Raw genomic sequence first — 21,326 nt, 5'->3', positions numbered from 1 at the left:
TCCCGAGTCATCCGAAACGGGACATCGTCCGACACGATCACGTCGCGGATGGCTTACAGTTCGGGCATGGCAGGTGTTCTGATCGGCCTGGCGTTGCTGGCCTTCTGGCTCTTCTCGCTCTTCGACGTCATCACCGCACCCGAGGAAGAGGTCAGGAACGTACCAAAGGCGCTGTGGGTCCTCATCGTCGTGCTGGTCCCGCTGCTCGGCGGCGTGATCTGGATGCTGCGCGGGCGGCCCAGGGCCGAGCGCGACCCGTGGCCGGTGCCGCCGGGCCCGGGCGCGCCGAAGGGCCCGGACGACGACCCCGACTTCCTGAGAGATCTCGACCGGCGGATGCGCGGCGAGGACTAACCGCTGACGTCGGCGTAGCTGTGCAGGCCGGAGATGAAGATGTTGACGCCGACCAGGTTGAAGATCAGGCACCCGAACGCCAGCAGCTGCACGATCATGGCGGCCCTGCCCCGCCAGCCGGCCGTCACCCTGGCGTGCAGGTAGGCCGCGTACGCCACCCAGGTGATGAACGACCAGACCTCCTTGGGGTCCCAGCCCCAGTAGCGGCCCCAGGCGCGGTCGGCCCAGAGCGCTCCGGCGATGACGGCGAACGTCCACAGCGGGAAGGCCAGCACGATCGCGCGGTGGGCCACCCGCTCCAGGTCGTCGCGGCTGGGCAGGCGAGACAGCCCCTCGCCGCGCACCAGGAACAGCACGCCCGACACGCCGGCCAGCGTGAACAGCCCGCTGGCCAGGATCGCCGCGGTGACGTGGATCGCGATCCAGTACGAGTTCAGCGCCGGCACCACGGGCCCGGCCGCCGTGTAGAGCACCTTGACCGCGAACCCGAGCCCGAGCGTGGCGGCGATCATGACGAACGCGCCCAGGAACCGCACGTTCTGGCGGACCTGGGTGAACAGGAACGCGGTCACGGCGGCGAAGCAGATGGCCACCACGAACTCGTACATGTTGCCCCACGGCCACCGGCCGACCGCCAGGCCGCGGGTGATGATGGCGCCGAGGTTGGCGGCCCACCCGATCCAGGCCAGCACGAGCGCGACCCGCCCGGCCCTGGCCCCGCCCGCCAGGACAGGCAGCGGATCGGCGGGGGGCGCCTCGGCCTCGGGCCCGGCGTCGCCTTCGGAGGGTGCGCCGACCGTGACGGGCTGCCGGGCGGCCCGCTTCACGGCCGCCTTGCCCAGGACGGCCCTTCCGAAGGCCAGCTCCATCGCGAAGCCCACCATGGCGATGATGTAGAGCAGGACGGCGCCGACGACGAAGTTGTCGCTCAGCCCGGCCAATTGCTCAGCGGACATGCTGTTCTCCTGCTGATAGAGCCTTGACGATCTCGGCGAACTCCTCGGCGAAGCCCGCCGCGGAGCCCTCGGTACGGGTCAGGCCGCCCACGTCGACCCGCCCTTCCCTGACCCGCACCCAGACGCGCCGGCGGCGGATCATCAACGACAGCGCGATGGCGACCACCGCGACGGCCGCGGCGATCAGCGCGGGCACGCGCCCGGGGTCGTAGGCGGTCTGGAGCGTGATCCACTCCTTGACGCCGGTGAACTCCAGCTTCCCCGCCCCGCCGGGCAGCTCGGCGGACTCCCCCACCGACAGCGGCTTGGTCGCGAACGATCCGCGCACGACGGGCACGACCTTGCCGTCGAGCTCGTCCGGCAGGATCTTGTAGACCGACTGCGGCTTGCCCGACCGCATGCCGAGGTCGCCCACGTAACCGCCGAGGAGCTGCACCTGCGGCTGGAGCTCGCCGGGGAAGGCCGAGGCGTAGTTGCCGTCGGTCAGCGGCACGCTGGTGGGCAGGAAACGCAGCAGGAACCCCAGCTGGGACGGCTGCGCGTCGGGCGCCTTGACGACGCACGACGAGGTCAGCGTGGCCTTCTGGTCGATCAGGCAGGCCACGGGCCCTTCGTAGGCGACCTGGCCCTTGCCGTCGGTGACCTTGAAGACGGGCGCGTAGCCGTGGCCGATCAGGTACGTCTGCGTCCCGTCGACCTCCAGCGGGTCGTTGACCTTGAGCTCGTAGTCGCGGGCGGGCGCGCCGGGCTCGTCGTGCACCTTCAGGTAGGCGGAGTAGTCGAGCTCCTGGCCCTTCTTGTCGCCCTCGACCTGGTAGGTGGCCTTGAAGTCGGTCAGCTCGAACGAGAACGGCTGGAGCGACTCGGCCGAGACCCGGCTGCCGGGGATGAACCTGTCGTAGGCGGCCACGGTGTTGGCGAAGCCGTCGCCCTCGACGACCAGGACGTTGCCGCGGTAGCCGTACAGGGAGCCGAAGCCGACGGCGAGCAGGATGCCGATCAGCGCGACGTGGAAGAACAGGTTGCCGGTCTCGCGCAGGTAGCCCTTCTCGGCGGCCACCCAGCCGTCGCCGGTGACGACGCGGAAGCGCATCTTGCGCAGGCGCCCGGCGGCCTCCTCCACCGTGAGGTCGCCCTCGAAGGAGTCGGAGTGGGGCAGCCGGGACAGGTTCTTGGGCGCGGCGGGCGGCTTGCGGCGCAGCTCGCGCAGGTAGGTGGCGGTGCGCGGGATGATGCAGCCGACGAGCGAGGTGAACAGCAGCAGGTAGACGGCGGCGAACCAGACCGAGGTGAACACCTCGAAGAGCTGGAAGCGGTCGTACCACTCGGCCAGGGTGGGGTTCTGCTGGTAGAGCTGGGCCACCTTGTCGGGTTCGACGCTGCGCTGGGGCACCAGCGAGCCCGGGATCGAGCCGAGCGCCAGCAGGAAGAGCAGGATCAGCGCGGTCTTCATCGAGGTGAGGGTGCGCCAGCCCCACCGGAGCCAGCCGACCGGCCCCATCCCGGCCTGCCGCGGCTCGCGCTCCTCGCGCACCAGCTCGTCGACGCTCATCAGATCACCGGCTCGAACGCGCCGACGAGCCCCTGCATGGCCGCGATCATCGCACCCCACAGTCCGGTGACGAGCAGCAGCCCGACGGCCACCATCATGCCTCCGCCGATCCTGGTGATCAGCCGGGTGTGCCTGCGCACGGCCTGGAACGTGCGCAGGGCCTTGCTGTAGGCCAGGGCGGCGGCCACGAACGGCAGCCCGAGGCCCAGCGCGTAGGCCACGGCCAGCAGCGCGCCGCGCGAGGCGCTGCCCTCGTTGAGCCCGAGGGTGAGCACGACGGCCAGCGTGGGGCCGATGCACGGCGTCCAGCCGAGGCCGAACACCACGCCGAGCAGCGGCGCGCCGGCCAGGCCCGCGGCCGGCAGCTTGTGGATGCGCACGTCGCGCATCAGGCCGGGCAGCACGCCGAGGAAGGCCAGCCCGAGCAGGATCGTCAGGACGCCGAGCACCCGCGTGATGACCTGGGCGTTGCCCAGCATGATCGAGCCGAGCCCGCCGAACAGCGCGCCGCTGAGCACGAACACCAGCGCGAACCCGGCCACGAACAGCACCGTGCCGAGCACCAGCCGCCCCCGCTTGGGGTCGGCGCTCATGCCCGTCACGTACGACAGATAACCCGGCACCAGCGGCAGCACGCACGGCGACAGGAACGACACCACCCCGGCCAGCAGCGCGATCGGCACCGCGAGCAGCAGCGAGCCCGAGGCGACGACGTCACTCATCGCGCACCTTGGTCACCGTGTTCATCAGGTCGGTGTACTTGACCGCCCCGAGCGCCCTGGCCGCGATGCGGCCCTGCTTGTCGATGACCAGCGTGGACGGGATCGCCGCGGGCGGCACGGTGCCCTGGAAGGACAGCGCGACCTTGCCGGGCTGGTCGAAGATGTGGGAGTAGCCGGTCTGCTCGGTGCGCTCGAAGGCGAGGGCGTCGGCCTGGCGGTCCTTGAAGTCGATGCCGATGAACTGCACGTCGCCCTTGGTCTTGGCGGCGACCTCCTTGAGCACCGGCGCCTCGGCCCGGCACGGGCCGCACCACGAGGCCCAGAAGTTGATCACCACGACCTTGCCCTTGTGGGCGGCCAGCGAGGCCGTGCCGCCGTCGAGCGTGGGGCCCTCGACCGGCGGGGCCGCCTTGCGGTCGGCGGCGTCGAAGACCTGCATCTTGCCGTCGCCCGCGACGAACCGGGTGTCGCCCACCTGGGGCTGCCCGCTCTGGTTTGCCGCGCAGCCCGCGGCCAGCGCGGCCAGGAGAACGAGGGAGATGGACGTCGCGCGCACGGAGGATGATCTCCTTGTACTACAACCGGTAGAGCTTGCAACTCTACCGGCGGGCAGACATGGCCCCGACATCAGGCCCCTGGTATCGACGGCCCCGAACTCAGCGACCCGGCCGGCTCGCTGTAGCCGACGCTGACCAGGCGGTCGCCCTCGAAGGTGAAGGTGGTGAGGCTGGCCAGCGCGCACTGCCTGCGGCGCGGGTCGTGCCAGAGCCGGCGGCCCTCGGCGGCCATCCTGATCGTCCAGATCGGGAGCTGGTGGCTGACCAGCACGGCCTCGTGCCCGCGCGCGGCCGCCCTGGCGTCGTCGACGGCCGCCTTCATGCGCGCCACGATCGCCGGGTACGCCTCGCCCCACGACGGGCGCAGCGGGTTCCAGAAATAGCGGTAGTTGCGCGGGTTGCGAAGGATGGCCAGGCCCTGGCCGACCGGACGGCCCTGCAGCATGTTCGCCGCTTCGAGCAGGCGGTCGTCCTTGGTCACGTCGAGGCCGAGCTTGTCGGCGAGCGGGGCCGCGGTCTCCAGCGCGCGTTCGAGCGGCGAGCTGTGGACGGCGACGATGTCGCGGCCGCCGACGGCCTTGGCGACCGTCTCGGCCATGAGCCTGCCGGTGTCGGACAGGTGGTAGCCGGGCAGCCTGCCGTACAGGATGCCGCCGGGATTGTGCACCTCACCGTGGCGCAAAAGGTGGACGACGGTGGTTTCAGCCATGGTGTGCCACAGCCTATCCGTTTCGATGCCGGTCATAGTCAGGGGCTGCCTGGTCCGGCATTTCGCGCGGAGGTATGGTCGGGACGACTGCGCCTAGGGTTCCGCGTCCGGTCCGCCTCCCCCGTCACACAACCAGGGCCGGAAGACAGGTCCGAGCGGCGCCGCGGCCCGCCGGGCCGTACAGCTGACGGGACAAAAGCCTGGAGGCTCCTCTCCGTCACCCCTGGAAGGAGTCGCCCGGATGAGCCCTTGGGCGCTGGTCCTCATTCTCGTCGCCGCCGTCGCGCACGCCACCTGGAACCTGCTGAGCAAGAAGGCGTCCCAGGCGGACGGCATCGTCTTCCTCTGGCTGGTCGGGGTCGTGGCCACGGTGGTGTGGAGCCCGCTGTTCGCCGGGTTCCTGCTGGTCACGGGCGCCCGGCTGTCGTGGGGCGACCTGGCGGTGATCTGCGGCAGCACGGCCCTGCACCTGGGGTACTTCGTGCTGCTCCAGCGCGGCTACGGCGCGGGCGACCTGTCGCTGGTCTACCCCGTCGCCCGCGGGACGGGGCCGATGCTGGCCAGCCTGGTCGCCGTGTTGTTCCTGGACGAGCACCCGGCGCCGGCCGGCGTGGCCGGGATCGTGCTCGTCGGGGTCGGGGTGTTCATGATGAGCGGCGGCGCGGCCGGGCGGGGCGACCTGCGGGGGCTGGTGTCGGGGCTGGTCGTGGGGCTGTTCATCGCCGGGTACACGGTGTGGGACTCGCAGGTGGTCAGCGCGTTCGCGGTGGCGCCGATCATGCTCAACTACCTGGGGGAGGTCGGGCGGGCGCTGGCGCTCACGCCGTTCGTCGCCGGGGCCAGGCGGCGGCTGGTCGGGGCCGTGTGGCGGGAGCACCGGTCGCGGATCGTGGGGGCGGCGTTCCTGATCTTCCTGTCGTACCTGCTGGTCCTGATCGCGTTCACGATGGCGCCGGTGAGCGTGGTGGCGCCGGCGCGCGAGGTGAGCGTGCTGATCGCGGTGCTGCTCGGCGGGCGGCTGCTGGCCGAGGGCGACCTGCGGCGGCGGCTGCTGGCGGCGGGCGTGATCCTCGGCGGCGTGGTGGCGATCGCGCTCAGCTGAGCGCGGCCCGGCCGGGTGCGCTGCCGGGTGCGCTGCCGGGTGCTCAGCTGACCGCCCAGGCGTTCTCCTGCTCGCGGCTGACGCCGATCAGGGCCTCGACCGTGGCCCTGATCGCGGGACGGCGGGCCGCGTCGGTGCGCCACACCGCGTAGATGCGGCGCGTCTGCCGCGGCATGATCGGGACCAGCCGCACGCCGTCGGGCACGCAGTCACGGCCCAGGCGCGGCACGATCGCGCAGCCGAGCCCGGCGGCGACCAGCGCGAGCTGGGTGGGGTACTCGTCGGCCATGCAGGCGATCTCCGGCTCCAGCGAGGCGTTGCGCAGCGTGAAGACCAGCCAGTCATGGCAGACCGTGCCGGGCGACGAGCTGATCCACCGCTCGCCGTGCAGCTCGGCCAGCCCCACCTCCCTGCGCCCGGCCAGCGGATGGTCGGCGGGGATGGCGACGTCGGCCACGTCGTCGAGCAGCGTGGCCCTGGACAGGCCCTCGGGCATGGCGATGGGCCGGTTGAGCCAGTCCTGCATCACGCCCAGGTCCAGCTCGCCCCTGGCCACCTCGCGCAGCACCCGTTCCGGCTCGCGCTCGTAGAGCTGCACGTGCAGGTCGGGGTGGTGCCTCTTGAGCTGGACGAGCGCGCCGGGCATCAGGCCGCGGGTCGCGGTGGCGAAGGCGGCGATGCTGAGCCGGCCGACGACCTCGCCGCGCAGCGCCTCGAAGTCCGCCTCCGCGGTCTCGACCAGGGCCAGGATGCGCTCGGCGTGCTCGGCGAGCAGTCCGGCGGCGTCGGTCAGCCGGACGCCCCGGCCGCTGCGCTCCATGAGCCGGGCGCCCGTCTCCCGCTCCAGCTTGGCGATCTGCTGGCTGACGGCCGACGGCGTGACCATGAGCGCGTCGGCCGCGGCGCCGACCGACCCGTACACGTGCACGGCGTGAAGTGCCTTGAGCCGGTTCAGGTCCAACATGTAAGCCAGACTAAAGGGTTTAGCGTAGAAAGTCTCGCTTGTCCTTGTATCTGAAGCAGATGAAAATATATGCATGCGAATCATTAAGAGCAGGAAGCCCGAGACCCGTTCCACCTCGTACCTGAAGGTCCTCGCCGAGCAGGCTCGCGAGCAGCGCAACAGGTACCAGAAGACCCGCTCTGCGTGAGCCCCCGCCACCTCGCCCTCGCCGTCGGCCTCGCGGCCGTGTGGGGCTTCAACTTCGTCGTCATGCAGGTCGGCCTGAAGCACTTCCCTCCCCTGCTGTACGCGGGGATCAGGTTCACCCTGGCGGCGTTCCCCGCCCTGCTGCTCGCGGGGCGGCCGGGAGTCCCGTGGCGCTGGGTCGCCGGGGTGGCGGCCACTCTCGGAGTGGGTCAGTTCGGCCTGTTGCTGGTGGGCATGCGAGCGGGCATGCCGGCCGGACTGACCTCTCTCGTCCTGCAGATGCAGGCGTTGTTCACCGTGCTGTTCGCGGTGACGCTGCTCGGCGAGCGGCTCACCGCCCGCCGCGTCCTCGGCCTGGCGGTCGCCTTCGGCGGCCTGGCCCTGGTCGCGTTCGACTTCGGGGTGTCCGGCCCGCTGGGCGCCTTCGCCCTGTGCGTGGCCGCCGCCGCGGCCTGGGGGCTCGGCAACGTGGTGCAGCGCAGGGCCGCGCCGCCGGACTCGCTGCGGTTCATGGTGTGGGTGAGCGCGTTCTCCGCGCCGCCCCTCCTGCTGCTGTCGCTGCTGGTCGAGGGGCCGCCCGTGCTGACGGCCCCCGCCGAGGGCTGGTTGTCGCTGGCCTACGTGGCCTTCGTCTCGACGCTCGGCGGGTTCGGCGTGTGGGGCTGGCTGCTGCGCCGGTACGACGCCTCGACCGTGGCGCCGTACACGCTGCTGGTGCCGGTGTTCGGCATGTCGTCGGCCGCGCTGGTGGCCGGCGAGCCCCTGTCCTGGACCGAGCTCCTGGCCGCGGCCCTCATCGTCGCCGGCGTGCTGTACGCCGGCACCAGGCCGCGCCGGGCTACAGAACCGCCGCGGCCGCCTTCGCCGCTGCCGGCAGGGCCTCGGCGATCCGGTTGAGCGCCTCGTCGTCGTGCGAGGCCGACAGGAACCACGCCTCGTACGCCGACGGCGGCAGGTAGACGCCCTGGTCGAGCATCGCGTGGAAGAACGCGGTGAAGGCCGCCGTGTTCTGCGCCTTGGCCTGGTCGAAGTCGCGCACCTCGCCCTCGGCGAAGAAGATCGAGAACAGACTGCCGGCACGCTGCAACCGGTGGGGCACGCCCGCCTTCGCCAGCGCCTCGGCCGCCGCGTCGCCCACCGCGAGCGCGGCGGCGTCGATGCGCGCGTAGGCGTCGGCGTCGAGGGCGCGCAGGGTCGCCAGGCCCGCGGCGCACGCCAGCGGATTGCCGGACAGCGTGCCCGCCTGGTAGACCGGGCCCTCCGGAGCCAGGAAGGCCATCACGTCGGCCCGGCCGCCGAACGCCGCCGCGGGCAGACCCCCGCCCATGACCTTGCCGAACGTCATCAGGTCGGCGTCGACCGGGTCGAGGCCGTACCAGCCGGCGGACGAGACGCGGAAGCCGGTCAGCACCTCGTCCACGATGAGCAGCGCGCCGTTGGCCGTGCACAGCTCGCGCAGCCGGGCGTTGAACCCGTCGCGCGGCGGGACGACCCCCATGTTCGCCGGGCACGCCTCGGTGATCACGCAGGCCACCTCGGCGGCCGCGAACGCCTCCGCCACCGCCTGGATGTCGTTGTACGGCAGCACGATCGTGTCGGCCGCCGATGCCCCGGTCACCCCGGGCGTGTCCGGCAGCCCGAACGTCACCACTCCCGACCCGGCCGAGGCCAGCAGGGCGTCGACGTGCCCGTGGTAGCAACCGGCGAACTTGATCACCTTGGACCGCCCGGTGAAGCCGCGCGCCAGGCGCACCGCGCTCATCGTCGCCTCGGTGCCGGAGCTGACCAGGCGCACCTTCTCGACCGGCGCCATCCGGGAGACGATCTCCTCGGCCAGCTCGACCTCGCCCGGCGTGGCGGTGCCGTAGGAGAAGCCGTGCGCGACCGCGCCGGAGACGGCCTCGACGACCGCGGGATGCCGGTGGCCGAGGATCATCGGGCCCCAGGAGCAGACCAGGTCGACGTAGCGGTTGCCGTCGACGTCGGTGATATACGGCCCCTGGCCCGAGGCCATGAAACGCGGCGTGCCGCCCACCGCGCCGAACGCGCGCACCGGCGAGTTGACGCCGCCGGGCACCACTTCCCTGGCGCGGGTGAAAAGACCTTCGGAGTTCTGTGTACGGCTCACCCGACCCAGGTTAGTCCCGCAGGTCCGTGCCCCCGCCGCGGGGCGTGCTCAGTCGGCGAGCCATTCCAGGATGCGCAGCGGGTCGGGCAGCGGACGGCCGTCCGGGGGCCGGAGCCAGGAGACCGGCTGGCCCGAGGGCAGCATGGAGGGCGGCGCGAGCACGTAGCTGTCGCGGCAGTGCCAGCGCAGGCCCGGCGTGTCGTCGATGGTGGCCGGGTCGCAGTCGAGCTGGCAGGACCACCACTCGTCCTCGTCCTCGGGGTTGCCACGGGTGGCCACATAAAACAAGACCCGGTCGCCTTGAGCGGCGACCGGGCCTGGGTGGGCTCCGGCGGCGTCGATCCTGGTGAGGGCCGACAGGCCGGCGGCGAGCGGTACGTCGAACACGTCGAACACGCGCCCGGTGGGCAGGATCACGTTGGCCTCCGGCTCGCTCTCCCACCAGCGGGTCAGCAGCGTCGTGTCCGTCGTGGCCTGCATGTGCCAGGCGGGCGAGAGCGGATGGGCGCCGGGGTCGGGACAGCCGACGCGGTCGCACGAACACGCGCGCGGGCCGTGCCGCAGCGGGAAGGCTCCCGGCACCACGGGCCAGCCCAGGGACGCGTACTCCAGCACGGAATCGATGCGTGTCGGCCGCGACCGTTTTCTGGTACGCCGAGCCAGTGGTACCCCCACCATGGTGTCTCCCGTCGAGTCAGCGCCTGAGGAGGTCCCGGCTCCGGGCCGTTCGCACACCGCGGGACACACCAGCACTTGTCATCGCACTCTAACGCACACGCCTCAGGAGTTGACGGGAAACCCCTTGGTTAGAGCTGTCGCGCCACTTCCGTCGCCCAGTACGTGAGGATCATGTCGGCGCCGGCGCGCTTGATGGCGACCAGCGACTCCATGATCGTCCGGTCGCGGTCGATCCAGCCGTTGGCCGCCGCCGCCTCGACCATCGCGTACTCGCCGCTCACCTGGTAGGCCGCCACCGGCACGTCGACCGCGTCGCGCACCCGGGTGATGACGTCGAGGTAGGCCAGCGCCGGCTTGACCATGACGGCGTCGGCGCCCTCCGCCAGGTCGAGCCTGACCTCGCGCAGCGCCTCCTCCAGCGGCCCGGCCGGGTCCTGCTGGTGGGTGCTGCGGTCGCCGAACTGCGGCGCGCACTCGGCGGCCTCGCGGAACGGGCCGAAGAAGGCGGAGGCGTACTTGACGGAGTAGGACAGGATCGGGACGTCGGCGTGGCCGGCCCCGTCGAGCGCGGCGCGGATGGCGCCGACCTGGCCGTCCATCATGCCGCTCGGCGCGATCATCTGGGAGCCGGCGGCGGCCTGGGCCAGCGCGATGGAGGCGTAACGCTCCAGCGTGGCGTCGTTGTCCACCTCGCCGGACGGGGTCAGGATCCCGCAGTGGCCGTGGTCGGTGAACTCGTCGAGGCAGGTGTCGGCCATGACTACGAGGGCGTCGCCGACCTCGGCGCTCACCTCGCGCAGCGCGACCTGGAGGATGCCGTCGGGATCGTCGGCCGCCGACCCGGTCGCGTCCTTGACCGCGGGGATGCCGAACAGGATCAGGCCGCCCACGCCCGCCTCGGCCGCGTCGTGCGCGGCCTTGCGCAGCGAGTCGCGGGTGTGCTGGAACACGCCCGGCATGGACGACACCGGCTGCGGCGCGTCGATGCCCTCCTTGACGAACAGCGGCAGGATCAGGTCCGCGGCGTGCAGCCGCGTGCCCGACACCATCCGGCGCAGCGCCTGGCTGCGACGCAGGCGCCGGGGACGTGCGACGGGGTACTGGGCGCTCACTTGGCTCTCCTCCTGGCGCCACGGCGGTTCTGGGACGGCCTGCGCGGGCTGTCACCCGCGGCCACGGCCGCCTGGCGCTGCTTGGCACCGAACTCGGCCAGCGCTGCGGCCAGGGCTGATGCGGATGGCTTGTCGGACATGACGTCGACCCGGAGCCCGAACTCCTCGGCCGTCTTGGCCGTCTGCGGCCCGATCACCGCGATCACGGTGACGTTGTGCGGCTTGCCCGCGATGCCGACCAGGTTGCGCACGGTGGAGGACGAGGTGAACAGCACGGCGTCGAAGCCGCCGCCCTTGATCGCCTCGCGGATGGGCGCGGGCGGCGGCGCGGCGCGCACCGTCCGGTACGCCGTCACGTCGTCGCACTCCCAGCCCAGCTCGGTGAGCCCGGCCACCAGCGTGTCGGTCGAGATGTCGGCCCGGGGCAGCAGCACCCGGTTGATCGGGTCGAGCATCGAGTCGTAGGGCGGCCACTCGGCCACGAGCCCTTCGGAGGACTGCTCCCCCGAGGGCAGCAGGTCGGGCTTGACGCCGAACTCGACCAGGGCCCGCGAGGTGGCCTCGCCCACGGCGGCCACCTTGAGCCCGGCGAAGGCCCGCGCGTCGAGCCCGTACTCCTCGAACTTCTCGCGCACCGCCTTGACGGCGTTGGCGCTGGTGAAGGCCACCCACTCGTAGCGGCCGGTGACCAGGCCCTTGATGGCGCGGTCCATCTGCTGCGGCGTGCGCGGCGGCTCGACCGAGATGGTCGGCACCTCCTCGGGCACCGCGCCGTAGGCCACGAGCTGCTCGGACAGGCTGCGGGACTGCTCCTTCGTGCGCGGCACCAGCACCCGCCAGCCGAACAGCGGCTTGGTCTCGAACCACGACAGCCGCTCGCGCTGCCCCACGGCCTCGCCGACCACGATCAGCGCGGGCTCGGTGAACCCGGCGTGCTTCAGGTCGGCCTGCAACCGGCCGAGCGAGGACACGACGGTGTACTGCTCGGTGGTGGTGCCGCCGCTGCTGACGGCGACCGGCGTGGTGTCGGGCTTGCCTCCGGCGATCAGCGCCTTGCCGATGGCGACGGCCTCGGCGATGCCGTTGTAGATCACCAGCGTGCCGCGGGTGGCGGCGTGGGACGACCAGTCCTGCTCCTGAGCGGCGTCGACGACGCGGAACTCGGGCACGGCCGTGGCCGCCGGGATGCCGGCGTAGGTGAGCACCGCGGTCGCGGGCGGCACGCCGGGCACGATCTCGAAGTCCACCTCCGCCGCCACGCAGGCCGCGACCTCGTCGTCGATCGAGGAGAACAACATGGGGTCGCCCGCGCACAGGCGCACCACGAGCTGCCCGGCCTTGGCCCGCTGGACGTAGTCGCCCTCGGCGACCTCGACGCCCTCGCGGCAGTGCTTGAGCAGCGGGCCGGACTGCTCGTCGTCGAGCACGACGGCGTCCGCCTTGCCGAGAAGTTCGGCGGCGCGGAGCGTCAGCAGGTTGGGGTCACCGGGACCCGCCCCCACGAAGGCGACGAAACCGGAGGTTGGACTATCGGAGCTCAATGGGATTGCTCCCCCATCAATCTGTCGGCCCCTTCGGCGATCATCTCGGCCGCCAGGAGGCGGCCCAGCTGTGCAGCCTCCGAAGGAGAACCGGCGGCGGACTTGCGGACCGCTTCGCGGCCGTCGATGGAGACGACCACTGCGGTCAGGTTCAGAGTGTGCCCGTGATCGGCCGCGAAAGCACCCACGGGTGCGGCGCAGCCTGCTTCCAGGGCGGACAGCACGGCGCGTTCGGCGGTCACCGCGCTGCGCGTGCGCGGGTCGTCGAGCACGGAGAGGGTCTCGATCAGGTCGGTGCGCGCGGCCAGGCACTCCACGGCGAGCGCGCCCTGGCCGGGGGCCGGCAGCAGCTCCTCGACCTCGAAGATCTGCGCGATCTCGCCGCCGCGGCCGAGCCTGGTGAGCCCGGCGCTGGCCAGCACGACGGCGTCGAGCTCGCCCGCGGCGATCTTGCCGATGCGCGTGTCGGCGTTGCCGCGGATCGGGACGTACTCCAGGTCGGGCCGGAGCGCGCTCAGCATGGCGACGCGGCGCGGCGAGCCCGTGCCGACCCTGGCCCCGGCGGGCAGGTCGGCGAACTTGTGCGGGCCGACCAGCGCGTCGCGGTGGTCGTGGCGCTCGGGGAGCGCGGCCAGCGTGAAGCGCGGGTCCTGCTTGGTCGGCAGGTCCTTCAGCGAGTGGACGGCGAAGTCGATCTCGCCCTCGACCAGCTTGTCGCGCAACGCGCTGACGAACACGCCGGTGCCGCCGAGCTGCGCCAGGTGCGCCTTGGTCACGTCGCCGAAGGTCGTCACGCCCACCAGCTCGACCGGGTGCCCGGTGCGCGCGGTGAGGGCGTCGGCCACCATCTGGGACTGCGTGGTCGCCAGCATGCTGCGGCGGGTGCCCAACCGCAGGTTCACAGCTCCACCTCCCTCACGGCCGCGGGCATCTTCGGATCGAGATTGAACAACTCACGCAGGGCTTCCGCATAATGATCGCCCCCTGGACCGGCGGCGAGCTGCTTGACACGCACAGTCGGCTCGTGAAGCAGTTTGTCAACGACCCTCTGCACGGTCATGGCGATTTCGTCCCTGGCCTTGTCGTCGAGATCGGGCATGCGCATCATCAGGCGGCCCAGCTCGGACTCCACCACGCCCGCCGCCTTGCTGCGCAGCGCCACCACGGTCGGGGTGACGCGGGCGGCGCGGGCGGCGTCGAGGTAGGCGTTCAGCTCCTCGGCCACGAGCGCGCGCACGGACTCGACGGCGTCGCCGCCGCGCGAGCCGACGCCGGACTCCTGGATCGTCTCCAGGTCGACCAGCGTGACGCCGGGCACCTCGCGCACGGCCGGGTCGATGTCGTGCGGCAGCGCCAGGTCCAGCAGGAACACGCCCCCGGTCAGCATGTCGGGGGTGATGACGTGCCGCCCGGCGCCGGTGCAGGTGATCACGATGTCGGCGTCCGCCAGCTCCTCGCGCACGGCGGCGAACGCGACGGCCCGGCCGCCGACCGACTCGGCCAGCCGCGCGCCCCGCTCGTACGTGCGGTTGGCCACGACGATGTCGGTGACCCCGGCGCGCTGCAGCGTGACGGCGGCCAGCGAGCTCATCGAGCCCGCGCCCACCACCAGCGCCCGCCGCCCGGCCAGGTCGCCGGCGAGCGCGAGGCCCGCCGAGACCAGCGAGGGGCCGGCCTGGTCGATGCCGGTGTCGGTGTGGGCGCGTTTGCCGACGCGCAGCGCCTGCTGCGTCAGCTCGTTGAGGGTCGCGCCGACCGTGCCGTGCTTCTGGGCGAGCTTGAGCGCCTGGCGGACCTGGCCCAGGATCTGGCCCTCGCCGACGGCCATGGAGTCGAGGCCGCACACCATCGAGAACAGGTGCTCGACGGCCCGCTCCTCGTAGTGCACGTAGAGATGCGGGGTCAGCTCGTCGGCCGGCACGCCGGAGTGGACGGCCAGCAGCCCGCTGATCGAGGTGACCGCGGCGTGGAAGCGGTCGACCGTGACGTAGATCTCGACCCTGTTGCAGGTCGAGATCACCATGGCCTCCGCGACGCTGGTGTCCTGCTGCACGTCGTGCAGCAGCTTGACCAGCGCGTCACCGGTCACCGAGACGCGTTCGAGAAGCGCCACCGGAGCGGTCCGGTGGCTGAGTCCGATCGCCAGAACACTCATTGACCGTCCACCGCCATGAGTGGCCCCCCAGCCTTGCGTTGCTCGTGGAACGCGAGAATCTGCAGTTCGATTGATAGGTCGACCTTCCGGACGTCGACGGTGTCCGGAACGGTGAGAACGACTGGGGCGAAGTTCAGGATGCTGGTCACGCCCACGGCGACAACACGATCGCACACTATCTGCGCCGCTGCCGCCGGTGTCGCCAGTACCACGATCGAGACTCCACGCCGCTTGATGACGGCTTCCAGTTCGTCGATGTGCTCCACATTCAACCCCGCGATGGTGTCGCCCACGACTTCGGGGTCGGCGTCGAAGAGCGCGGCCACGCGGAAGCCCCTGGAGACGAAGCCGCCGTAGTTCGCCAGGGCGCGGCCGAGGTTGCCGACCCCGACGATCGCGACCGCCCAGTCCTGGGTCAGGCCGAGTTCGCGGGAGATCTGGTAGACGAGGTACTCCACCTCGTAGCCTACGCCGCGGGTGCCGTACGAGCCGAGGTGCGAGAGGTCCTTGCGGAGCTTGGCCGAGTTCACGCCCGCGGCCACGGCCAGGTCCTCCGAGCTCACGGTCGCGACGCCGCGCTCCGCCATCCCGTGCAGCGCCCGCAGGTACAACGGAAGCCTGGCGACCGTCGCCTCGGGGATGCCGCGGTCACGGGACTGGGACGTGCTCTTCACGTGCCGGAGCTCCAGGGAACGGGCGGTGGGGACCGCTGAACGGATTAGAACCGTCTTTCAGGTTAATCCCTTTGTGAACCGATGCACAAAGTAGGGGCGCTACGGTTGGGGACATGCATCGCATCACCTTGCTCGGCAAACCCGGCTGCCACCTCTGTGACGACGCCCGCGCGGTCATCGCCAGGGTGGCCGGAGAGCTGGGCGTGCCGTGGGAGGAGGTCAGCATCGACTCCTCCGAGGAGCTCAGGGAGAAGTACTGGGAGATGATCCCGGTGACGCTGATCGACGGCGTGCAGCACGACTTCTGGCGGGTCGACGAGGCCCGCCTGCGCGCCGCCCTCGCCTAGGACATGACGGTCAGAACATGACGGTGGGCAGCGGCACCACCTTCGCGGCGTTGACGTAGAGCTCGATGACGTTGGTGGCCAGCACCATCGCCTGACGCTCGTTGAGGAACCGCTCGACGTGCGGCTGGCGCTGGTGGTCGCGGTAGGCGACCTCGTCGCGGTAGAGCTCGTAGACGATGCGCTGCAGGGGCGCCGACTTGACGGCGTGGCAGGCGTAGACGAGCGTGTCGGGCTCGCCGCGGCGCACGGCCTCGACGGTGGCCTCGGCCAGGCGGTCGAACGCGTCGCCGGCGCCGTCCATGATCGTGAAGACGGTGAGCAGGCCGTAGATGCTGGGCGAGGGCCGGCCGCCCGCCTGCTGCGGCTGCGACGGGGTGAACAGCTCGGCGCCCGGGTAGGCCACGCCGGTGCCGGGCATCGAGTAGTCGGGCCGGGGCGGCTGGGCGTCCATGCGCGGGGAGGTGTCCATGCGCGGGGGCGGGGAGCCGTTCATGATGTAGCCGGTCGCGGGGCCCGAGTCGGGCGCGGCCCCCATCCGGGCGGCGTAGTCGACCTGCTGGTCGCCCGCCCGGTATTCGGCCACCAGGTCGCCCAGGCCGGGCGAGCGGCGCGGGGGCGCCACGGGAGGCGGCTCGGCGGCCGGCACCGGCACGGGCTCGGGCGCGACCCTGCGGCCCGGCCGGCGCTCCACGTCGTCGTGCGGCGTCTCCAGGTCGTCCTCGTCGTCCTCGTACGGCGCCAGCGGGCGCAGCACGGTGTACCAGATCGCCGCCGCGCCCACCGCGAGCAGCGCGGTGGTGAACAGCGGCGGCACCGAGAACCGCATGGCCCCCACCAGGGCGATGCTCGACGGCGCGATGACCAGGACCGCATGGAGGTTGTCGGTGTCGTACTCGTCGCCGCCGCGCCACTTGAGCCCGGCCACCACCACGCACGCCAGCAGGACGAGCACGTCGATGGCGTGCACGCCGATGAGCAGCTTGTCGGGGATGAGCCCCCACATGGCCGAGCCGGACGGCAGCGACTTGCCCAGGTCGGTGGACCTGAGCGGGTCGAAGGTCAGGATCGCGACGGAGACGATGGTGAGCGCGATGCCGAACAACCAGGCCAGGAACCTCGGCGGCACCTTGTCGGACAGCAGCTGGATCAGGCCCACGGCCAGCCAGAGCGGCGCGAGCAGCGACCCCGTCACCTGGTAGACGCGGAACGTGGCCGGCCCGAACCCCAGGACGGACCCGACGCCGATCGCGGCCAGCGACAGGCACAGGGCTCCAGCTGCAACGGTCCAGGCGATCAACCACCCCTCGGGCTCGTCGCGCAGCCGGCGGATCAGGGCTCCGGTCGCGACGGCGGCGAGGAGCGCACCGGCAAGGGCTATGACAGCAACGAGGATCTCCATGGTGACTCCAATGCTGCCGGACGATGCCTCCCGGCCGGTAGCCGAAGAGGAAACAGGCGCTCCATGAGGGGCTTCGCCGCAGGCTGTGGGGTAGGCGCCTATACGGTATAGGGCGATTACTCGTAGCCAGGCCAGCAGGCGCGGATTGTGGAATTTCCAGTTGATTTCTAGAGTATTCGAGCACGCCGCACCCCTTACCCCTAGGGATACCGGATGCCTGATTCGTGGCCGTTCGCCGGGCTGCTTGCTCCAGCGGTCGCTGGACCTGCCCGGACGGGCGAGCTTGGCGTGCGCGAAGAAGTGCCCGACGACATCCGTACGCTGGTGCTGCACGCCAAGAACGGATGCACGGACTCCTTTGGCACGCTCTACGACCGCTACGTGGACCTCGTCTACCGCTACATCTACTTCCGGGTCGGCTCCCACCAGCTCGCCGAGGACCTGACCAGCGAGACCTTCCTGCGCGCGCTGCGCAGGATCGGCGACTTCACCTGGCAGGGGCGCGACTTCGGCGCCTGGCTCGTCACCATCGCCAGAAACCTGGTGGCCGACCACTTCAAGTCCGGCCGCTACCGACTGGAGATCCCGACGGGAGAGCTGATCGACGTGCCGCTCGAAGGCGCGCACATCCCGGAGAACGCGGTGGTCACGGCCATCATGAACGACCGGGTGCTGCGCGCCGTCCGCGATCTCAATCCCGACCAGCAGGAATGCGTGGTGCTGCGCTTCCTGCACGGCCTCTCGCTCGCGGAAACCGCGTTGATCATGGGGAAGAAGAGTGGAGCGATCAAAGCGCTGCAGTTTCGGGCCATTCGAACGCTCGCCAGGGCACTCAAGCACGACCTGGCGTAACCTCTCCCACCCGCACCTCGTTAGGCCAGTTGGCACGGCTGGATCCCTCAGGGAGCTGTCATGAGTAGGGCGCGCAGGCGGCGGGAGCTCGTCATCGAGCGTCTCACGGAGCTGCACGGCCCGTCTCTGGGCGGCGGGCCCGAGGCGGCGTTCCGCGAGCGCCTGCGCGAGGACCTGGTCTCCGGCCGCCTGCTGCTGACGGCCCCCGACGAGGAGCGCGCGCCGGGCCCGGCCGTCCCGTCCGTACGCCGCCGACGCCGTCCGCTGCTGTCCCAGGTCGCCACGCTCGGCCTGGCGGGGGCCATGATGGTGGCGTCCTTCGCCACGTACCAGGCGGTCCCCGGCGACACGCTCTACCCGCTCAAGAGGGCCGCGGAGAGCACCCTCGTGCACCTGAGCACCGACGACGCCCAACGCGGCGAGCGCGAGCTGGCCTCGGCCGAGACCCGCGCCAAGGAGGTCGCGAGCCTGCTCGGCTCGTCCACCGACAGCCCGCTGGTCGGCCAGACGCTCAAGGACATGGAGGACTCCACCCGCTCCGGGATCAGCCGGCTGACGCGTACGCAGCCCCGCTCGTCCAAGATCAAGAAGTTCGCCCAGAAGCAGCGGGAGACGGTCGAGCCGATGCTGGACCACCTCAACGAGGCACAGAAGGGACAGGCCGCCGGCTACCTCGACTACATCGAGGGGCTCGTGGCACCGGCTAGGTAAGCTGAACCGCATGTGGCGGCTAATGCGACGACGACACGAGGTTGGGGCCGAGGCCGCCGGCGAGGCCGCGGCGCGGGCGGCGGTCACCGTCGCGCCCACCGAGCCGGTCGAGCCGGACCTGGAGGCGGCGGCCTTCTTCGACGTCGACAACACCATGATGCGCGGCGCGTCCATCTACCACTTCGCCCGCGGGCTGGCCACGCGCGGCATGTTCACCACATCCGATCTGCTGAAGTTCGCCGTCGGCCAGGCCGTGTTCCGGCTGCGCGGCAACGAGAACCCGGAGCACATCGCGGTCGCCCGGGAGACCGCGCTCGCCTTCGTCGCGGGCGCCAAGGTCGACGACGTCGTCCGCCTCGGCGAGGAGATCTACGACGAGGTCATGGCCGACCGCATCTGGGGCGGCACCCGCGCGCTCGCGCAGAGCCACCTCGACGCCGGCCAGCGCGTCTGGCTCGTCACGGCCACGCCCGTCGAGCTGGCCCGGGTCATCGCCCAGCGGCTCGGCCTCACCGGCGCGCTCGGCACGGTCGCCGAGACCGCCGGCGGCGTCTACACCGGCCACCTGGTGGGCGACCTGCTGCACGGCCCGGCCAAGGCGGAGGCGGTGCGCGCGCTGGCCCGCCGCGAAGGGCTCGACCTGACCCGCTGCACGGCCTACAGCGACTCGGCCAACGACCTGCCGATGTTGTCGCTGGTCGGCAGCGCGGTGGCGATCAACCCCGACAGCGAGCTGCGCGAGCACGCCAGGAAGCACGACTGGCCGGTGAAGGACTTCCGCACCGGCCGCAAGGCCACCATGACCGCCCTGCCGATCGCGGCCGGGGTCGGCGCGATCGCGGGCGGCGTCGCGGCCGGCATCGCCCTGCGCAGGCACTACCGCTCCCACTGACCGCCCGCCCACGAGGCCGCCGACGCGGCCCGGCGGCGTGGACGGCTCCTTGACATCCACGGCCGGGCGCGCGCCGGCGCCGGTCATCGCAGGCGTTCGAACAGCTTCCTGGCGTCCGGTTGCAGCCACTCGATCCGGTTGGGGTCGTCCTGGGCCGGTTTCCAGGGCACGGTGACGAACGCCACCTGCGTCGCGGACGTGGCCCTGGCCAGCTCGACCATGGCCTCCAGGCTCAGGTCCGTCTTGACCGACTTGCGCACCTCGCCGAGGAAGCCGCGCAGCCGGGCCGGGTCGGCGGCCGCGCTCCTCGCCTTCTTCAGCATCGCCAGCAGCAGGATCTGCTGCCGCTTGATCCGCTGGACGTCCGAGCCGTCGCCGTAGCGGCGCAGGCGGGCGTAGCCGAGGGCGCTCTCGCCGTTGAGCATGACCTTGCCCGCGGGCAGTTTCAGCTTCGACGCCTTGTCGTCCACCGGCGACCTGAGCGTGATCTGCACGCCGCCGAGCGCGTCCACCATGCCCTTGAAGCCGGCGAAGTCGACCTCGACCGTGTGGTCGATGCGGACGTCGGTGAGCTTCTCCAGCGTCTTGACCAGACAGCCCGCTCCCCCGGTGTTGTACGCCGAGTTGATCATGTCCTTCCGCGCCGGGTCGGACCCGCACGACGGGATCTGCACGATCGAGTCGCGCGGCACGCTGACCCCGACCGCCTGGCCGCGGTCGGCGGGCACGTGCACGAGCAGGATGGTGTCGGAGCGCCTGCCGCCCTGGTCGGGCGTCCTGGCCAGGTGGGGCCCGTACTTGGCGTTGCCCGGCCCGCCGCGCGTGTCGGAGCCGATCACCAGGATGTTGCGGGCGCCGGTGATGTCGACCGGCCGCACGCCCGTCGACGGAGCGGCCACGATGTTGCCGTTGACCAGCATGGTCGGCACCGCGACGGCCGCCGCCGTGCCCACGGCGACCAGGCCGGCCGTCCAGTAGGCGTTCCATCGGCGGCGCGGGCGCTCCCGCAGCAGGCGGTCGCGCTGGCGGGCGAGCGTCGGGGGCGGCTCGTGCTCCAGTTCCCCGCCGAGGTCGCGGAGCATCCGCAGGTCGTCCATGGTCACTCCTCCGCCAGCATGGGGTTGGTGTCGCCGAGCGCGGCCCGCACCTTCCGCCTGCCCCTGTTGAGGCGGGAGCGCACGGTTCCGATCGGGATGCCGAGCGCCAGGGCGACCTCTTCGTAGGTGAGGTCGCCCCAGGCGATCAGCAGCAGGACGTCCCGGTCCTTGGCGGGCAGCGCGGCCAGCGCGCCCGCCAGGCGGGGACGGGCGGCCTGCGCCGTGACCCCCGCGGCGACGCGGTCGGCGGGCGACTCCACGTCCTGGTCGAGGGGGGACCGCAGGAACGCCCGGTACCGCGCCGCCTCCTTGCGGTGGTGGCGGGAGATGAGCTTGGTGAGGATGCCGAAGAGCCACGGCCTGGCGTCGGGGCAGGACAGGTCGTAGCTCTTGCGGCGGGAGAACGCGACGAGGAACGTCTCGCCGACGAGGTCCTCGGCGGGCTCAGGGCCGAGGCGTTTGGAGACGTACCGGTAGAGCATGGCGGAGTAGCGGTCGAACAGCTCGGCGAACGCCTCCGGCTCGGTCAGGGAGGCGCTCACGAGCTCCGAGTCCGCCCCCCTGGTGGCGGGTTGCGTGATCATCTCCGCCCTTCTGTGGAGAATCGGTCACGGATGTCTTGCCACAACCCGCCAAAA

At 71.6% G+C, this 21,326-nt stretch carries 23 protein-coding genes; 7 read left to right on the top strand and 16 right to left on the bottom strand.

The features are described 5' to 3' along the window. Nucleotides 1-66 precede the first annotated feature (66 nt). Nucleotides 67-354 (top strand): PLDc N-terminal domain-containing protein, encoded by a 288-nt coding sequence (locus tag ACFYUV_RS38870; protein ID WP_352322521.1) that lies wholly within the window; start codon nt 67-69, stop codon nt 352-354. Here the strand turns inward: ACFYUV_RS38870 and ccsA are convergent. The 5 genes from ccsA to ACFYUV_RS38845 all read right to left on the bottom strand — a co-directional run bounded on the left by ccsA (nt 351) and on the right by ACFYUV_RS38845 (nt 4,850). Continuing rightward, a complete protein-coding gene (ccsA, locus tag ACFYUV_RS38865) occupies nt 351-1,310 on the bottom strand; it encodes a cytochrome c biogenesis protein CcsA (RefSeq protein WP_387678056.1) in 960 nt (319 codons plus the stop codon). The genes ACFYUV_RS38870 and ccsA overlap by 4 nt on opposite strands. After that, nucleotides 1,300-2,862, bottom strand: coding sequence for a cytochrome c biogenesis protein ResB (locus tag ACFYUV_RS38860; protein WP_387678053.1), 1,563 nt, complete (start codon nt 2,860-2,862; stop codon nt 1,300-1,302). Before ACFYUV_RS38860 ends, ccsA begins: the two co-directional genes overlap by 11 nt. Beyond that, a complete protein-coding gene (locus ACFYUV_RS38855; RefSeq protein ID WP_387678051.1) occupies nt 2,862-3,584 on the bottom strand; it encodes a cytochrome c biogenesis CcdA family protein in 723 nt (240 codons plus the stop codon). The genes ACFYUV_RS38860 and ACFYUV_RS38855 overlap by 1 nt, the downstream gene beginning before the upstream one ends. Next, on the bottom strand, nt 3,577-4,140 hold the full coding sequence (locus ACFYUV_RS38850) for a TlpA disulfide reductase family protein (protein WP_357966320.1): 564 nt from the start codon (nt 4,138-4,140) through the stop codon (nt 3,577-3,579). The genes ACFYUV_RS38855 and ACFYUV_RS38850 overlap by 8 nt, the downstream gene beginning before the upstream one ends. 71 nt (nt 4,141-4,211) lie before the next feature. Then, nucleotides 4,212-4,850: a histidine phosphatase family protein gene (locus ACFYUV_RS38845; RefSeq protein WP_358290273.1), complete on the bottom strand. Its 639-nt coding sequence runs from the start codon at nt 4,848-4,850 to the stop codon at nt 4,212-4,214. 241 nt (nt 4,851-5,091) lie between these two features. Between ACFYUV_RS38845 and ACFYUV_RS38840 the strand changes: the two genes are divergently transcribed. Next, nucleotides 5,092-5,952, top strand: coding sequence for a DMT family transporter (locus tag ACFYUV_RS38840; protein ID WP_352357279.1), 861 nt, complete (start codon nt 5,092-5,094; stop codon nt 5,950-5,952). A gap of 43 nt (nt 5,953-5,995) precedes the next feature. Here ACFYUV_RS38840 and ACFYUV_RS38835 read toward each other — a convergent pair whose 3' ends face one another. Further along, a complete protein-coding gene (locus ACFYUV_RS38835) occupies nt 5,996-6,916 on the bottom strand; it encodes a LysR family transcriptional regulator (protein ID WP_352357281.1) in 921 nt (306 codons plus the stop codon). A 183-nt stretch (nt 6,917-7,099) separates the two neighbouring features. Here ACFYUV_RS38835 and ACFYUV_RS38830 point away from each other — a divergent pair, with 183 nt between their 5' ends. Continuing rightward, nucleotides 7,100-7,999 carry an EamA family transporter gene (locus tag ACFYUV_RS38830; protein WP_387678046.1) on the top strand — a complete coding sequence of 300 codons (900 nt, stop codon included), beginning with the start codon at nt 7,100-7,102 and terminating at the stop codon, nt 7,997-7,999. Here ACFYUV_RS38830 and hemL read toward each other — a convergent pair. From hemL to ACFYUV_RS38795, 7 genes are all read right to left on the bottom strand, one after another. After that, nucleotides 7,941-9,230 carry a glutamate-1-semialdehyde 2,1-aminomutase gene (gene hemL / locus ACFYUV_RS38825; RefSeq protein WP_364327333.1) on the bottom strand — a complete coding sequence of 430 codons (1,290 nt, stop codon included), beginning with the start codon at nt 9,228-9,230 and terminating at the stop codon, nt 7,941-7,943. The two genes, ACFYUV_RS38830 and hemL, sit on opposite strands and share 59 nt — an antisense overlap. 48 nt (nt 9,231-9,278) lie before the next feature. Then, on the bottom strand, nt 9,279-9,908 hold the full coding sequence (locus tag ACFYUV_RS38820; RefSeq protein ID WP_352357287.1) for a bifunctional DNA primase/polymerase: 630 nt from the start codon (nt 9,906-9,908) through the stop codon (nt 9,279-9,281). Nucleotides 9,909-10,036: 128 nt separating this feature from the next. Next, the gene (gene hemB, locus ACFYUV_RS38815) at nt 10,037-11,020 is read right to left on the bottom strand and encodes a porphobilinogen synthase (RefSeq protein ID WP_387678043.1); all 984 of its coding nucleotides are present in this window, start codon (nt 11,018-11,020) and stop codon (nt 10,037-10,039) included. After that, a complete protein-coding gene (locus tag ACFYUV_RS38810; RefSeq protein ID WP_352322533.1) occupies nt 11,017-12,522 on the bottom strand; it encodes a bifunctional uroporphyrinogen-III C-methyltransferase/uroporphyrinogen-III synthase in 1,506 nt (501 codons plus the stop codon). The genes hemB and ACFYUV_RS38810 overlap by 4 nt, the downstream gene beginning before the upstream one ends. Before the next feature lie 35 nt (nt 12,523-12,557). Further along, a complete protein-coding gene (hemC, locus tag ACFYUV_RS38805) occupies nt 12,558-13,463 on the bottom strand; it encodes a hydroxymethylbilane synthase (RefSeq protein WP_387678039.1) in 906 nt (301 codons plus the stop codon). Then, nucleotides 13,460-14,716 carry a glutamyl-tRNA reductase gene (locus tag ACFYUV_RS38800; protein WP_387678036.1) on the bottom strand — a complete coding sequence of 419 codons (1,257 nt, stop codon included), beginning with the start codon at nt 14,714-14,716 and terminating at the stop codon, nt 13,460-13,462. The genes hemC and ACFYUV_RS38800 overlap by 4 nt, the downstream gene beginning before the upstream one ends. Then, nucleotides 14,713-15,390 carry a redox-sensing transcriptional repressor Rex gene (locus tag ACFYUV_RS38795; protein WP_387678033.1) on the bottom strand — a complete coding sequence of 226 codons (678 nt, stop codon included), beginning with the start codon at nt 15,388-15,390 and terminating at the stop codon, nt 14,713-14,715. Before ACFYUV_RS38795 ends, ACFYUV_RS38800 begins: the two co-directional genes overlap by 4 nt. A 113-nt stretch (nt 15,391-15,503) precedes the next feature. On the opposite strand from ACFYUV_RS38795, the gene ACFYUV_RS38790 reads away from it, so the two are divergent. Beyond that, nucleotides 15,504-15,737, top strand: a complete 234-nt coding sequence (locus ACFYUV_RS38790; RefSeq protein WP_352322537.1) for a glutaredoxin family protein — start codon at nt 15,504-15,506, stop codon at nt 15,735-15,737. 10 nt (nt 15,738-15,747) lie between these two features. Here the strand turns inward: ACFYUV_RS38790 and ACFYUV_RS38785 are convergent, their stop codons facing one another. After that, nucleotides 15,748-17,136: a putative quinol monooxygenase gene (locus ACFYUV_RS38785; RefSeq protein ID WP_387678030.1), complete on the bottom strand. Its 1,389-nt coding sequence runs from the start codon at nt 17,134-17,136 to the stop codon at nt 15,748-15,750. A gap of 213 nt (nt 17,137-17,349) precedes the next feature. Here ACFYUV_RS38785 and ACFYUV_RS38780 point away from each other — a divergent pair, with 213 nt between their 5' ends. The 3 genes from ACFYUV_RS38780 to ACFYUV_RS38770 are packed head-to-tail and all read left to right on the top strand — an operon-like array spanning nt 17,350 to nt 19,591. Then, on the top strand, nt 17,350-17,988 hold the full coding sequence (locus ACFYUV_RS38780) for a sigma-70 family RNA polymerase sigma factor (protein ID WP_387678028.1): 639 nt from the start codon (nt 17,350-17,352) through the stop codon (nt 17,986-17,988). Nucleotides 17,989-18,048: 60 nt separating this feature from the next. Next, nucleotides 18,049-18,699, top strand: a complete 651-nt coding sequence (locus tag ACFYUV_RS38775; RefSeq protein WP_387678025.1) for a DUF5667 domain-containing protein — start codon at nt 18,049-18,051, stop codon at nt 18,697-18,699. Between the two features lie 22 nt (nt 18,700-18,721). Next, nucleotides 18,722-19,591 (top strand): HAD-IB family hydrolase, encoded by an 870-nt coding sequence (locus tag ACFYUV_RS38770; protein ID WP_358290304.1) that lies wholly within the window; start codon nt 18,722-18,724, stop codon nt 19,589-19,591. An 83-nt stretch (nt 19,592-19,674) separates the two neighbouring features. Here the strand turns inward: ACFYUV_RS38770 and ACFYUV_RS38765 are convergent, their stop codons facing one another. Together ACFYUV_RS38765 and ACFYUV_RS38760 are read right to left on the bottom strand one after the other, a co-directional pair. Further along, nucleotides 19,675-20,688, bottom strand: a complete 1,014-nt coding sequence (locus ACFYUV_RS38765; RefSeq protein ID WP_387678023.1) for an LCP family protein — start codon at nt 20,686-20,688, stop codon at nt 19,675-19,677. Nucleotides 20,689-20,690: 2 nt separating this feature from the next. Further along, nucleotides 20,691-21,272 (bottom strand): RNA polymerase sigma factor, encoded by a 582-nt coding sequence (locus ACFYUV_RS38760; protein WP_387678020.1) that lies wholly within the window; start codon nt 21,270-21,272, stop codon nt 20,691-20,693. Nucleotides 21,273-21,326: the final 54 nt, after the last annotated feature.

This window comes from Nonomuraea sp. NPDC003560, from assembly GCF_042878785.1.
GTDB lineage: Bacteria > Actinomycetota > Actinomycetes > Streptosporangiales > Streptosporangiaceae > Nonomuraea.
Note: the sequence above shows the minus strand (reverse complement) of the source record. Positions and strands in the feature narration are given on the sequence as shown.